This is a genomic window from Chimaeribacter sp. YP20170169 (assembly GCF_056739715.1).
The window spans coordinates 196,512-210,173 of record NZ_CP176825.1 but is presented as its reverse complement, the minus strand read 5'-3'; the positions used below and the strand labels follow the sequence as shown (position 1 = coordinate 210,173).

Genomic DNA, 13,662 nt, shown 5'->3' with positions numbered 1-13,662 from the left:
CGGCTCCTTACACCTTGGCGACCAACGGCCGCCCCAGCAAACCCTGTGGACGGAAGATCAAAATCACCACCAACAGCGAGAAGGAGAAGACATCCTTGTAGTCGGAGTTGACCAGCCCGGCGAACTGCGCTTCTGACACGCCAAGCAGCAACCCGCCCAGCATCGCGCCCGGCAGTGAGCCAATGCCGCCCAGCACCGCCGCCGTAAAGGCCTTGATGCCGATGATGAAGCCCGCATAGAAATCAAAGGTGCCGTAGTTGAGGGTGATCAGCACGCCTGCCAGACCGGCCATCGCCGCGCCAATCACAAACACCAGCGAGATGACGCGATCAGTGTTGATGCCCAGAATGGAGGCCATTTTGCGATCCTGCTGGGTGGCGCGACAGATGCGCCCCAGCCGGGTATAGCGGATCACCCAGGTCAAGATCGCCATCCCGGCCAGCGAGGCGACCAGAATAAACACCTTGGTGTAGGTGAGCTGCACCACGCCATCCCCCAGTTGCAGGCGGAACACGCCGCTCAGTAGGGTCGGGATACCCTGCTGGTTCGGCCCTTGGCTAAGCTGGGCGTAGTTTTGCAGGATCAACGACATGCCGATCGCCGAGATGAGCGGTGCCAGCCGGGTGGAGTTGCGCAGCGGCCGGTAGGCGATACGTTCAATCACCCAGCCATAGACGGCGGTCACCCCCAGCGTGAAGACCAGCGTGCCAAGCATCAGCAGTGGGAAGGAGTGCAGGCCGAAAGAGCTGAGCAGCGCCAGTGCGATGGCGCACAGGTAGGCGGAGATCATATAGACCTCGCCGTGGGCAAAGTTGATCATGCCGATGATGCCGTAAACCATGGTGTAGCCGATGGCGATCAGGCCATACACCGCACCGAGCGTCAGGCCATTCAGCAACTGTTGTACAAAGAGAGCATCCATAGGGATCAGTCCGCCAGTTCAGGCAGGCCGCACGGCGCGGCCTTGAGAGGGGGGAGGCCCCGGCGGCTCGCCGGGGCGTGGCGCATCAGAGCTGGTGATAGTGGCCCTTGTCATCCCACTGGTAGACCACGTAATCCGACACCTTGAGGTCACCCTTGCCATCCCAGGCTTTTTTGCCCATCACCGTGTCAACGCTGTTGGCCTTCAGCCACTCGACGGCCTTGGCGCTGTCCTCACTGCCGACCGCATTAAACGCGGCGGCGATCGCCTGTACTGAGGCGTAGGCATAGAGCGTGTAGCCCTCCGGCTCAAAACCGCTGGCGCGGAATTTGTCGATCACTGCCTTGCCCTCGGGCAGGGTGCGTGGGTCGTTGCCGAAGGTCATCAGCACGCCATTGGTAAATTGCGGGCCGCCGGCGGCGGTGACCATCTCCTCTGTCACCACGCAGTCGCCGGAGAAGAATTTCGCCTCCACGCCCTGTTCACGCATCTGGCGAACCAGCGGGCCAGCCTCGGGATGGCAGCCGCCAAAGTAGACCACGTCCGGCTTCAGCGCGCCCATCTTGGTCACCAGCGCATTGAAGTCCTTCTCGCCACGCGACAACCCCTCATACATCACCGCCTTGACGCCGCGCTTGTCCAGCGCCGCGCGGGTGGCATCCGCCAGCCCCTGCCCGTAGGTGTCTTTGTCATGGATCACCGCCACCCGCTTCGCCTTCAGGGTATCGAGGATATAGTTGGCGGCAATCGCGCCCTGCTGGTCATCGCGCCCGCACATACGGAACATGCCGGTCATGCCGCGCTCGGTGATCTGCGGGTTGGTGGAACCGGGGGTAATGCTGATGATGCCAGCCTCGTCATAGACCTCGGAGGCGGGCATGGTGGAGGAGGAGCAGAAGTGGCCCACCACCGCCGCGACATGGGATTGATCCACTAACCGGTTGGCGACCGCCACGGCTTGCTTCGGTTCACAGGCATCATCACCCTGCACCAGCGTGATCTTCTCACCTTTGATGCCACCGGCGGCATTGATGTCTGCCGCCGCCTGCGAGGCACCTTTCCAGTATTGTGCGCCATAGGTGGCGTTTGGCCCGGAGAAGGGGCCAGCGACGCCGATGACAATATCGGCATGGGCAGGGAGTGCGCTAACTGCGGCAGAGACCATCATCACCAGGGAGAGTTTTTTTAGGGTATGGGACATTGTTGAATTCCTTAGCTCTGAAAAAAGCGGAACGCCGGAGTGCGGCGCGGAAACGTACTAATGCCATAACGCGTGCGTTGCGAGATTACGGTGAAGCGCAACGGTGAGTAAGCAAAAAGCCCGCCACCTCGTGAGCCGGGCATCACATTGCCGCCATGCAGGGCAGCAGGATGGGGCTGGAAGCAGAGGGGAAGAGTCCTGGATGCAGGAGAAGATGACCGCGTCCGTCGCAGTCCTGCCGTGGTGTCACGCCACCACAGCCTAGCCGAGTGCTGCAAAATTGTGCACTGAATAAAAACAAAAGCTTGAAGCAGGTAAAAAAACCGCTTTATTTTGGTGCGTTTTGCTACCCGCGTGACATAAAAGGGAAAAGCTGTTCCGTCATTGTAAATATAACGTCAATTTCTGCGCCGATAATGTAACCACCTTTTTCACCTTTAACGTGCCACTTGCCTCAACTGATTCCGCCAAAGCTGACAGTGCCCTCATTTATAGGGACTTTTTCGCTTGCTGCCGTTTTTCCCCGGATTCGGAATTGCCCTAAAACCGGTGTACCCGCCTTTTTTTCCTGTTGTGACACAGATCCTGTACTACAGTTAATTCTTGTGTAGGCAAGATATTAATCTGGCTTTATGTCATAAGTGCACTTTTAATTCTTCTTTCATCATTTCAGAAAGAGAAAAGTGCGTAACTGCACAAGCATTTAGTGACAGGCTGGAAGCCAGGCCAACCAATAGGACAGGGGAGTTAATGATGACTAGGCGACACAAGCAGGCTCACGAGGAGAAGAAAGCGGAGAGCCGTCTCGTTGAGGAAGCCTCCATTCCCCTTGCCCAGGAGAAGTTGGACGTCACCAAACAGCAGGTTGTCAGTGGCCGGGTCACCGTGACCCGCAAGACCGTGCACCATGAGCATCCCATCAACGAGATGCTGCGCCATGAGCAGGTCGAGGTACAACGTGTCCCAAAAGGGGAGCGCGTGGATACCATGCCGACAATCCGCGAAGAGGATGGCGTTACCATCATCCCAGTGGTTGAGGAGGAGATTGAGGTGATTCGCCGTCTGGTGCTCAAGGAGGAGCTGCATATCAAGAAAGTCGCCATACACAAGCCGTTTCAGGATAGCGTTACGCTTCGCAGTCAGGAAGTGTCTATTGATCGGCAAGAGGATGAGTAACCGGCATCTTCGTCTTACCAATCCGCTAAAGCAAAAGAGGAAACTATCATGGCACACGAAAAAATCGTTACCCTTTTTGATACGACTCAACAGGCCGAAGCAGCACGTAAAAATCTTATCAAAGCCGGTTTCCCTGATGATGATATCAACTTGATCAGTGGAGAAAACCTTCAGCACGAAGGCAAAGCTATCCGCCACCCGAGCATCTGGCAGCGCCTGTTTGGCACCGATGTTGAGGAAGATTACGCAGACGTGTATACCCGTGCGATGGATACCGGTGGCGTAATCCTTACCTTGCGCGCCGATGAAGATGATGCCGCCCGAGCGATGGGCATTCTGGATCGCCATCAGGCCGTTGATGTGCCGTCCCGTAAAACCGGTCTGGCAGATACCGGCCTGACCACAGGTGCGACCGCAGCAGCAGGCGCTGTTGGGGCCACGGGCACCGCCGCCACATCCCATACTGACGCCGTTCACACTTCCCTGACCGGGGATGAGAGTGAAGAAGAGATCCTGCGTCTGGCGGAAGAGAATCTGGAAGTCGGCAAGCGTCTGGTGAAAGAGGGTTCTACCCGCGTTCGCCGCTACGTGACCACTGAAGACGTCACTGCCGAAGTAGCGCTGCGCGAGCAGCACGCTGACATCTTCCGCCGCGCGGTGGATGAGCCAGCCTATCTGGGAGACATCGACTGGTCTGAGAAAGTGGTTGAAGTGACAGAAACCCACGAACAGCCAGTGGTGAACAAAACTGCCAAGGTTGTGGAAGAGGTGGTCGTGCGTACGGATGAATCCGAACGTGTCGAAACCATCAACGACACCATCCGTCGCCAGAATGTAGACATTGAGCATGTAGACCACACCGATAAAGATGTGCTGCACACCGACAAAACGGCGGGCGTCGCTGGCACAGCAGGCGTAAAAACCGGTGCCTCTACCACCACGGGTAGCACCACCACCGGCACCACTACGCCGGGTTCTGCTACCACCGGTACGGCTGGCTTCACTTCCGATGCCAATACCCCGCCGGCCAGCACTTCACCGGGCCTGGCAGAACCGGCAACGCCTTTTACGACTAAGTCAGATAAATCTGATCCGCTTAAATCAGATGGCGTAATCAATAATCCGAAAAAATAGGATTAGTTTTCTAATAATATCCTTCGCGATTAACCGAACCACCTCAAGCCACCCCCAGCGGGTGGCTTTTTTATGCGCGCGGTATGAATTCAGGCAATAGGGGTTATTCCGAAAATAAGCATGAAAAGTATTGCGTGATATTTTATAAATATCATTTTAATTAATGGAATAAAAGATAAGTGAAGTGAAATTTCATATTTTAAGTTGTTGAATTTTATGTCTATTCATCTGCGATTTTCACTTTTTATACGGTGAGGTAAACGGGTTTCCATTAATCACAGGTAGCGCTGGCAGGAAGTAAAAGGGCAGGGTCAAATCAGCGTGAATAACAAAGTACTTGTCAGCCCAAAGGCATCAATTTAAGTTAGCCGCCGTAATCAGTGTGGAATATTCAGGTGTACGCCGGGAGCGACCACCGTTTTTGCTATGACTGATACAAAATTGGAGGCCTTTTTGGCCTTTAAGTAACCAGGGTGATTGTCGCCATGATTGGCAAGGAAAGTATATGGATCTGAATGCAACGCTGTCAGCCGGTGCGCCGGTTTCCGAAACTCCCTCTTGGACTGCACAAAACGAGATGCCGGTTCAAACTGTCACGCCGGTATTTATTGGCAACTTCATGCGGCAGGATGGCCAGAGCGGCCCCTCCCTGACCCGCATCGCTGACTGGCAAGCGTTCAACCAACACTTCAAGGGCGCAGAGTGCCGCGACCTGATGCAGGCAGAATTCCAGGAATTCGCCATGATGGTCTCGGTCAAAAAGGATGGGCAGGACGTCAACTTCGTGATGAACCCCTACACGCTGTTTATCCAGCAGGCGATCATGAACTGGCAGGATGGCAGCCTGGCGCTTTGCTATGGCGAAGATGAGATCATGGGCATGGCGGAGCGCTCCACCTTCCCGCTGCCGGCCAACGCCGGTTTCCTGTCAGAGTTGATGGAGCAAGTGGGCACCCCGGCGCTAATCAGCTACCACGCCGTGCGCCACTACTTCGCGCAGGGCGGCAACGCCTGTTACGTGCTTTCCGTGGACGATCCGACGCAGGCGGACTGCGCCGCCCTCGCGGAGATGATCATCCACCAGCCGGAGATTGACCTCTGTTGCTCGCTGCTCAGTGCCGAATTCAATCCAGTGCTGCAACTGGCATTGCCGGTACAGGCACCGCTGTTTACTGCCGAAACCTTCCCGTATGAGCGTGCCGCCTGGTATCAGGACGAAGAGGAGATCATCCTGTTCACGCCTGACAATGCGGCAAACGTCACCCTGATGATCCTGCCAGAGGGCGAGGGCGAACCGCGCATTCTGACTCTGGCCGAGTTGCAGGCTGAACAGCCGTTGCTGGCGGAGCGGGTGCGCACGCGGCTGGCGACGGTATCACTGCCGGTTGTGCTGCCCATGCCAGCGGCCCTGCTGGGACGCTATTGCCAGTTGGCAAATGCGCTGGGCAGCCGCGCCAGTGCCGACATGGAAAAAATTGCTTTGGCAGGCTCTCCCCGCCTGTTTGACGTACAGGGCCTGCCGCTGCACCGTGGCAATGCCCTCATTGTGGAAGCCCCTCTGTTGGTGGACGCGACCTGCCACTGGGTTGCCTGAACCCTCGCCTTATCCATACAAACTATACTGATATCGGCCTGCCGCAGCGGTTTATGCTTGCGGCGGGCCTTTTTATTTCATGTAATAGCCTATTTCGTAACCAATTCGTAACAAAAAACTTGAGAACTTAAAACAGAGAGCAGACAATACCGCACACACCCAGCAGTAAACCAAGGGAAACGCCGTGAAAGCCAGGGTCGATTACGATCTTTTTGCACGTGCTTATGATGCGGACAGCCAGGCCAACCTGTGGAATGCCCACTATGAACGGCCTGAGATGCTGCGCCTGCTGGGTGATGGTGAAGGGAAGTGGATACTGGACGCGGGTTGTGGCGGCGGATTGCTGTCACAGGCGCTGCAAAACGATGGCGCGAGGGTAAGCGGCATCGACAGCAGCGGCGCGATGTTGGCCATCGCCCGGCAACGGCTGGGTGATCAGGCCGAACTGTGCCAGGGCGATCTGAACCAGCCTCTACCCTATGCTGACGGGCAGTTTGACGCGGTGGCCGCGTCACTGGTGATCCACTATGTGGATGACTGGCCAGCGCTAGCGGCCGAGTTTGCCAGGGTACTGCGTCCCGGCGGGCGGCTGGTGATCTCCACCCACAACCCCTACATGGACCATAAGATTTCAGGTAACCAGAATTACCTCTCCAGTTACACTTTTGATGACGTCTGGAACAAGGGCGGCGTAACGTGTGAATTGCGTTACTGGCACCGTCCACTGCATACCATCATGGCGCCGCTGCTTGGCGGCGAGCTGCAACTGGAGTCGTTTAGCGAGCCTTATCCGGCCGCTGAAGTACAGGCGCGTTTCCCCGACACATGGCAAAAAATCGTCGCAACGTCCCCGTTTATCTTTCTGGTTGCCTCAAGGCGACATCAATAAACAGCATAAATTCTGTTCTGGCACTCACTTAAGCCGCCATTTTGCTCAATACCGGCTAATGTTTTAGCAGGGTGGTGTTTCTTTGCCCAATGGGTGAAGTGGGTGCCCTGAACCGTTCGCCCCCTAGTGAACCGGTTCGCCACGGGACAAGCTGACATGATTGTCGCCAGCGCCGAACCAGGCGCTGACCTGACCACACTGTCCAGACGGTGCGCCAGGCGGCGCAGGGAGGAACAGCCGGGCAATTCCCGGCTGTTTGCAAGAGTTAGCTTTAACTAACTCGCTGATAAAAGTAACTTTTAAGGTTAATATTATGCAAAGTAAAGCTTCGCTATCACGTACCCTCGTGATACTTACAGCTTTGTTCGCCTTGTTGAGCGGATTGTACTTTTTGATTGGTGGGATATGGCTGGCAACCATTGGTGGCTCTCTTTACTACATCGTTGCAGGTGTGGTGATGCTGGCTACCGCATGGTTGCTCTATCGTCGTAAAACCGCGGCACTGATGCTGTATGCCGTGTTCCTGTTGGGCACGGTTGCCTGGTCCGTCTGGGAAGTAGGTTTTGACTTCTGGGCGCTGACCCCGCGTCTTGACGTGACCTTCTTCTTCGGCCTCTGGCTGGTTCTGCCGTTCATCTACCGCTACCTGACCGCGAAAAACGGCGCAGCACGCGGTGCGTTGACCGGTGTGCTGGTGCTGACCGTGCTGGTTCTGGCGTGGGCCGTCTTCAATGACCCGCAGGAGATCAACGGCACGCTGGACACGACCCAACAGCCGACCCCCGCGGCGAGCCAGGATACCTCCGGTATTCCGGCAGGCGACTGGCCGGCTTATGGCCGTACTCAGGGCGGTACCCGCTACTCCCCGCTGAACCAGATCAACGACAAAAACGTTGACCAGCTGCAGGTAGCCTGGACCTTCCGTACCGGCGACCTGAAGGGCGCGAATGACCCGGGCGAGATCACTGACGAAGTCACCCCGATCAAAATCCGTGACATGCTCTACCTCTGCACCCCGCACCAGAAGCTGATTGCGCTGGACGCGGCAAGCGGTAAGCAGAAGTGGCAGTTCGATCCGCAGCTGAAAACCAACCCGACCTTCCAGCACGTGACCTGCCGTGGTGTTTCTTACCACGAAGCGCCGGCTGCCTCTCAGGCTGCCACCGAAGGCGCTGCGCCAGCCCTGTGTGCCCGTCGCGTACTGCTGCCAGTGAACGACGGCCGCCTGTTCGCGCTGGATGCACAGACCGGTGAGCGTTGCCCGGAGTTCGGCAACAATGGTGAGCTGAACCTGCAATCCAACATGCCGGTAACCACGGCAGGCCAGTACGAGCCGACCTCCCCGCCGGTGGTGACTGACCATGTGATCGTGATCGCGGGCGCGGTGACTGACAACTACTCCACCCATGAGCCGTCTGGCGTCATCCGTGGTTTCGACGTCAACAGCGGCAAGCTGCTGTGGGCCTTTGACACCGGCGCGGCCGATCCGAACCTGGTGCCAGAGAACGACCAGAAATACACCCCGAACTCTCCGAACTCCTGGGCACCGGCGGCGTATGATGACAAACTGGATCTGGTCTACCTGCCGATTGGCGTGGCGACCCCGGACATCTGGGGCGGCAACCGTTCCAAAGAGATGGAGCGTTTCGCAAGCGGTATGCTGGCGCTGAACGCCTCCACCGGTAAGCTGGCGTGGTTCTACCAGACCGTCCACCACGACCTGTGGGACATGGACGTGCCGGCGCAACCGACCCTGGCTGACATCACCAAAGATGGCCAGACTGTTCCGGCTATCTATGTACCGACCAAAACCGGCAACATCTTTGTGCTGGATCGTCGTACCGGTAAGCCAGTAGTTCCGGCCCCGGAAAAACCGGTACCGCAGGGTGCCGCGAAGGGTGACTTCACCTCTCCGACCCAGCCGTTCTCTGACCTGACCTTCCGTCCGTCCAAGGATCTGTCTGGCAAGGACATGTGGGGCGCCACGATGTATGACCAGCTGGTCTGCCGCGTGATCTTCCACAGCCTGCGTTATGAAGGCATCTTCACCCCGCCGTCCGAGCAGGGCACCCTGGTCTTCCCGGGTAACCTCGGTATGTTTGAGTGGGGCGGTATCTCCGTCGATACCGACCGTCAGGTGGCGATTGCCAACCCGATGGCACTGCCGTTCGTCTCCAAGCTGATCCCACGTGGCCCGAACAACCCGGCTGAGCCGGAAGAGGGCAACGGCGGCACCGGTTCTGAGCTGGGCGTTCAGCCGCAGTACGGCGTGCCGTTCGGCGTGATCCTGAACCCGTTCCTCTCTCCGTTCGGCCTGCCGTGTAAACAGCCAGCGTGGGGTTACATCTCCGCGGTGGATCTGAAGACCCACGACATCGTTTGGAAGAAACGCGTTGGTACGGTTTACGACAGCACCCCGCTGCCACTGCCGTTCAAAATGGGTATGCCGATGCTGGGTGGCCCGATCTCCACGGCGGGTAACGTCTTCTTCATGGCGGCAACCGCAGACAACTACCTGCGCGCGTTCAACATGAGCAACGGTGAGAAGCTGTGGCAAGCCCGTCTGCCAGCTGGCGGCCAGGCGACCCCGATGACTTATGAAGTGAATGGCAAGCAGTACGTTGTCATCGCTGCCGGCGGTCACGGCTCCTTTGGCACCAAGCTGGGCGACTACGTGGTTGCCTACGCACTGCCTGACAGCAAATAACCGTTACCCTTAACGGCCAAAGCCCCTCCATGGAGGGGCTTTTTTTATGGCTGGCTTTCTTGCACATCATGAGAAGCGAATGCTTAGATTTGTGCAGAGCCACCACCAACAAACAGTTCGCTGCGGTTAACAAAACTGCTGTCATCCGATGCCAAAAACAGGGCGGCCGCGACCTCAGCGGGTTCAGCCAGCCCGGTGTCGAGGTTGCGCCCGGCACCAGAATGTTGACCCGGATTTTCCGCGGTGCCAGTTCCATAATCCAGCCACAGGCAAAATAGTCCACACCGGTTTGGTGAGCACAAGCGGCTTGTTGAGGGCATCAGTGAGAAAGTGTTGATCCAACAACGTAAGGATTTAACCGGAGATGGTATTTTAACCAGACACGATTTTAAGGAGGTGCCACCTAAAGTTGAGTATGCCATCACTGATTTTGGCCGGACGCTGGCACAGGCGTAGCAGTCGCTTTGCCAATGGGGAATGCCAACCGTGCAACCCTGCCTACTGGCGAGCAGCAGAAGGGTGTTTCGTAAGCCTCCGGCATCCATCACTGATCTGTAAATAGGGGGAATTCAATGAAAAGAATTGCGATCGATATGGATGAGGTAATTGCTGACTTCAACAGCAAGATGATCCCGAGTGTGAATGCCCGGTTTGCTACGCAAATCAGCCTGTCCGACCTGGAGGGCGTCACCATCCAGCAACTGCGCCCGGACATCAAAGAACAGCTTTACGACATGATCGGCGAGGCTGGCTTTTTTGCTGATCTTGACGTCATGCCGCATAGCCAGCGGGTGATTGAAAAACTGACAGAGACCTACGAGGTCTTCATCACCACGGCGGCGATGGAGTTCCCACTTTCGTTTGATGCCAAATTCCGCTGGCTAGCCGAACATTTTCCGTTCATCAGCCCGATGAATATCGTTTTCTGCGGTAACAAAAGCATCCTTAAAGCGGATTACCTGATCGACGATAATGTACGCCATTTCGAGCATTTTGGCGGGGAGGGCATCCTCTTTTCCGCACCGCACAATAAATACATCAGTGGCTTTCGCCGGGTAGATAGCTGGCTGGAGGTAGAACATATCTTTATGTCATGAACGTGGAAAAGGCGATGGCAGCCCACAGCGATCAACAGTGGGCTTGTTATCAGGCAGGATTGGGTTTCCGCTGCTGATTGCGAATCGCAAACACCAATAACAGGGGGAGCATGGCAAAAATGAAATCGAATTTAGGCCAACCCTTCTCAGGGAGGGGCCGTCAATGCACATGATGTGTTACGGACCTAGTGGTATAAGAATTGAGTTCGGGAATAATGACTGATTTTTCCTGATAAGAGCCTGTCATTGACTCTTTATAACCGTGAAATTATTAAAGGTGACCAGTTAGGTGGTCACCCAATCACATCCCGCCATAAGCGAAAACAGGCAACATCTCCTATTTCCCACTTAACAGCGCTAAATAAGCACATTTCTGTTTAACTCACAGCGATGTGCGCAAATTCAGCCCGCGCTTTGGGCATTGAATCCAGAGATCACCCTTTTTGCACTTAACAGAGAGAGCAGCGGGGCGGCGGCCATCACGGCAAACAGCAGCCATGCAGCGGATGACGCGCCCTCCGGGCCGCCGGGCATGGACAACCCACCCGCATTCGCCAGCATACCTGCGACTGCTGAACCCAGGGCGGTGGCAAACAACTGAACCGTGGTAATTGAGGTTGCCGCGGCATCCTGATCGTCAGTGGGTGCAACCTGTAGGATACGCGTCAGCAAATGCGGCCAGCCTAGCCCGATGCCAAACCCTACCAACGTCAGGCCCAGACCAATCAAGGAGAGCACTATCCACTCTCCCCCGGCAGAGCGGGGTGTGCTGAGCGCCAGTACCACCATGCCCGCCAACACCAGCATCGGGCCAATGGCGATAGCGCGTTTGATGCCACGGCCTTGCCAGCCAGAACTCCAGATTTCTGATACCGTCCAGCCTGCGGCCATCAGCGCCGCCAGGTATCCAGAGAGCAGGGGCGTCTGCCCATGCAGGATTTGCAAGAAGTAGGGGATGAAGGTTTCACTCGTCATGCCAATGATCAGCAGGCCCATAGTGATGTAGAGCGCGAGCAGAGGGGAGTTGAGCCGCAGCGCATCACGCGGCAACAGGCGAATTTCACTGGTAAACTCCCGGCGTATCAGCAACAGGACCAGCACAACCGCAACGCCTATGCCCGCCACGTTGACCGCCACGTCAGATGACATCCCCCCTGTGCTGACCGTCATGACTGCGGCGACCAACAGCAGTAACTGCATCAGCGGCAGCTTGCCTGCCGGAGGCGCGGTTTCACGTTTATGCTTAGGAAAGATCAGCCAGACCAGCAACATATAGAGCAGCGTCACAGGTATCAGTACGCCAAACGCCGCGCGCCAAATATTCATCTCCGCAAATATTCCGCCGGCGGCGGGGCCGAGCAGGGTAGCGACGCCCCACATACCGGAGATCAACGCCATCGCGCGCGGCCAGAGCTTTTCATCAAAGACCGCATAAATCATGGCATAGCAGAGCGCAAACAGAAAACCGCCGCCCAAGCCCTGTAGCGCCCGGCCAGCCAGCATAACCGGCATATTCTGCGCCAGCGCGCATATCAGGCTGCCCGCGATAAATAACAGTGCCGCGACCGAATAGGCGTTGCGCGGCCCGGTCAGGGCCAGCAGCCGGGCAGTCAGTGCGGAACCCAGAATGGAGGCCACGACAAACAGCGTGGTATTCCATGCATAAAGCTCTAGGCCACCAATTTCATTGACCACGGAGGGAAGTACAGTTGTTGCGATATAGATATTGATTGCATGTAGCGCCACCCCTCCTGAGAGGGCAATAGCGAAAAACAGGTTTCTACCACCCAGTAAATCACCCCAGCTTCCTTCCTGTACTGATGACATATCAGCCTCCCGGCATGTGTTACTCCAAATGTCCCGTTGCTGGCTGCAATGGGATCCGCTACAGTAATAAAACAAGTCAACGCTTGGATTATTAGAGAGGGTCATTTATTTTGTCAAGCAATCGCTTGTTAAATACCGTGGAGAAGGCATCCGCGACACCGGAGCGCCTGCTTTACTTGCTTAAAACGCGGGGGCCACAGCAGTCAGCGGAGGCTGGGGAAATACTGGGCATGACAGCTGAGGCGGCGCGCCAGCAGCTCACCAAACTCGCCTCGGCGGGTCTGGTGGAAACCTATTCTCAGAGCAGGGGGGTTGGCCGGCCTAGCCAGTTCTGGACGCTAACCCAAGCAGGACATAATCGTTTTCCAGATACGCACTCCACGTTGACGGTTCAGCTACTAGACACGGTGCGTCACGCCTTTGGCGAACAGGCGATTGACCGCCTGATTGACCTGCGCGAGCAGGCCAGCCGCGAGAATTACCGGCGTGCGCTCAATGATGCGCCCAATCTCAAAGAACGGGTTGCGCGTCTGGCCTCGTTACGTTCGCTGGAGGGGTATATGGCGGAGTATGAGGAGCTGGCGGATGGGACGTTACTCTTTATCGAAAATCACTGCCCAATCTGTGCCGCCGCTGCCGCCTGCCAAGGATTTTGCCGCGCTGAATTAACGGTGTTCAGTGAAGTGCTCGATGCAAAGGTAGAGCGTACCGAGCATATTTTGAACGGTGCGAGGCGCTGCGCTTATACCATTACACCCAAAATATAAAGCAACCGGGGCTGGGCTAAGCGCTGATGGAAGGTTGAATGCGAACATACTCCTGCGTGCCTTGGGCTGCGTTTATGGTTTATAAATCAAGGTGTTCTCATTCTCCTCTTTGAGGAAATCAACAAGCGCGCGCAATGGGGCAGACATAAACCGGTTGGGGAAATAGAGCCACGGCCCCCCAAAGCTGAACCACCGCTCAGGAAGTACGGGTAAAAGCGCACCTGTTTCGAAATGTGGGTGCAGCCAGTTTTCAAAGGTAGCAATGATGCCGTGGCTATCTCTTGCCAAATCAATGGCAGCAGAAGCGCCATTGACACCAATAGTCAGGTGATCAGCAGGTCGCCACAA

The 13,662-nt window shown here is 56.4% G+C and carries 12 protein-coding genes and 1 pseudogene; 8 read left to right on the top strand and 5 right to left on the bottom strand.

Going from position 1 to position 13,662, the window contains the following annotated elements:
- Positions 1–7: 7 nt before the first annotated feature.
- Both ACK3SD_RS18820 and ACK3SD_RS18815 read right to left on the bottom strand, forming a co-directional pair.
- Positions 8–922, bottom strand: a complete 915-nt coding sequence (locus tag ACK3SD_RS18820) for an ABC transporter permease subunit (RefSeq protein WP_137765553.1) — start codon at positions 920–922, stop codon at positions 8–10.
- Positions 923–1,007: 85 nt separating this feature from the next.
- A complete protein-coding gene (locus tag ACK3SD_RS18815; RefSeq protein WP_481127830.1) occupies positions 1,008–2,087 on the bottom strand; it encodes a branched-chain amino acid ABC transporter substrate-binding protein in 1,080 nt (359 codons plus the stop codon).
- Positions 2,088–2,876: 789 nt separating this feature from the next.
- Here ACK3SD_RS18815 and ACK3SD_RS18810 point away from each other — a divergent pair.
- The 5 genes from ACK3SD_RS18810 to ACK3SD_RS18790 all read left to right on the top strand — a co-directional run bounded on the left by ACK3SD_RS18810 (position 2,877) and on the right by ACK3SD_RS18790 (position 9,623).
- Positions 2,877–3,299 carry a YsnF/AvaK domain-containing protein gene (locus ACK3SD_RS18810; protein WP_137765674.1) on the top strand — a complete coding sequence of 141 codons (423 nt, stop codon included), beginning with the start codon at positions 2,877–2,879 and terminating at the stop codon, positions 3,297–3,299.
- 48 nt (positions 3,300–3,347) lie between these two features.
- A complete protein-coding gene (locus tag ACK3SD_RS18805; RefSeq protein ID WP_481127641.1) occupies positions 3,348–4,433 on the top strand; it encodes a YsnF/AvaK domain-containing protein in 1,086 nt (361 codons plus the stop codon).
- Positions 4,434–4,938: 505 nt separating this feature from the next.
- Positions 4,939–6,027: a hypothetical protein gene (locus tag ACK3SD_RS18800; RefSeq protein WP_481127640.1), complete on the top strand. Its 1,089-nt coding sequence runs from the start codon at positions 4,939–4,941 to the stop codon at positions 6,025–6,027.
- Between the two features lie 184 nt (positions 6,028–6,211).
- On the top strand, positions 6,212–6,916 hold the full coding sequence (locus ACK3SD_RS18795) for a class I SAM-dependent methyltransferase (protein WP_481127639.1): 705 nt from the start codon (positions 6,212–6,214) through the stop codon (positions 6,914–6,916).
- A gap of 313 nt (positions 6,917–7,229) precedes the next feature.
- On the top strand, positions 7,230–9,623 hold the full coding sequence (locus tag ACK3SD_RS18790) for a glucose/quinate/shikimate family membrane-bound PQQ-dependent dehydrogenase (protein ID WP_481127638.1): 2,394 nt from the start codon (positions 7,230–7,232) through the stop codon (positions 9,621–9,623).
- Positions 9,624–9,706: 83 nt separating this feature from the next.
- Here the strand turns inward: ACK3SD_RS18790 and ACK3SD_RS18785 are convergent.
- A pseudogene (locus ACK3SD_RS18785) lies at positions 9,707–9,921 on the bottom strand (oxidoreductase); the annotation flags it as partial.
- Between the two features lie 32 nt (positions 9,922–9,953).
- Between ACK3SD_RS18785 and ACK3SD_RS18780 the strand changes: the two are divergent.
- Both ACK3SD_RS18780 and ACK3SD_RS18775 read left to right on the top strand, forming a co-directional pair.
- Entirely contained in the window at positions 9,954–10,079 is a 126-nt protein-coding gene (locus ACK3SD_RS18780) for a winged helix-turn-helix transcriptional regulator (RefSeq protein WP_481127637.1), read from the top strand.
- Between the two features lie 116 nt (positions 10,080–10,195).
- Positions 10,196–10,720, top strand: a complete 525-nt coding sequence (locus ACK3SD_RS18775; RefSeq protein ID WP_481127636.1) for a 5' nucleotidase, NT5C type — start codon at positions 10,196–10,198, stop codon at positions 10,718–10,720.
- Between the two features lie 402 nt (positions 10,721–11,122).
- Here ACK3SD_RS18775 and ACK3SD_RS18770 read toward each other — a convergent pair whose 3' ends face one another.
- Complete coding sequence (locus ACK3SD_RS18770) at positions 11,123–12,547, bottom strand: MFS transporter (protein WP_481127829.1); 1,425 nt, start codon at positions 12,545–12,547, stop codon at positions 11,123–11,125.
- Positions 12,548–12,777: 230 nt separating this feature from the next.
- On the opposite strand from ACK3SD_RS18770, the gene ACK3SD_RS18765 reads away from it, so the two are divergent.
- Positions 12,778–13,314, top strand: a complete 537-nt coding sequence (locus ACK3SD_RS18765) for a helix-turn-helix transcriptional regulator (RefSeq protein WP_481127635.1) — start codon at positions 12,778–12,780, stop codon at positions 13,312–13,314.
- Between the two features lie 72 nt (positions 13,315–13,386).
- Here the strand turns inward: ACK3SD_RS18765 and ACK3SD_RS18760 are convergent, their stop codons facing one another.
- Entirely contained in the window at positions 13,387–13,662 is a 276-nt protein-coding gene (locus tag ACK3SD_RS18760) for a hypothetical protein (protein ID WP_481127634.1), read from the bottom strand.